The organism is Blautia sp. OM06-15AC (genome assembly GCF_003481425.1).
GTDB classification, from domain to species: domain Bacteria; phylum Bacillota; class Clostridia; order Lachnospirales; family Lachnospiraceae; genus Fusicatenibacter; species Fusicatenibacter saccharivorans.
The window spans coordinates 215-598 of sequence record NZ_QULD01000034.1; the positions used below are offsets into that span (position 1 = coordinate 215).

The 384-nt window shown below is 51.3% G+C and carries 1 pseudogene; it reads left to right on the forward strand.

Annotated features, from left to right (window positions below):
- A pseudogene (locus DXB83_RS16330) lies at positions 1 to 384 on the forward strand (virulence-associated E family protein); the annotation flags it as partial.

Below are 384 nucleotides of genomic sequence, written 5' to 3' on the forward strand. Positions count from 1 at the left end.
AACTACCGAGAAAGGCGGTGTCCGTCAGAGCATCCGGAACTGCCTGACCGTATTCCAGCGTGACCCGCTGCTTTCCGGGGCTATCGCATACAACATTCTGACCGACCGCAAGGACATCATAAAGCCCATCGGTTTTCACAGGGAAAGCACCGCCCTGAACGATACGGACATGAAGTATCTGCTTCTTTATCTGGAAGAAACCTATGGGCTTACCAATGAGAAAAAGATTGATAACGCCATCGGGATTGTGGCGAATGAAAACAAGTACCATCCCATCCGGGACTATCTCAATACCCTTGTGTGGGACGGGACAGAACGAATCCGTTTCTGCCTGCGGCACTTTCTGGGGGCTGACGCAGACGATTACACCTATGAAGCGTTGAA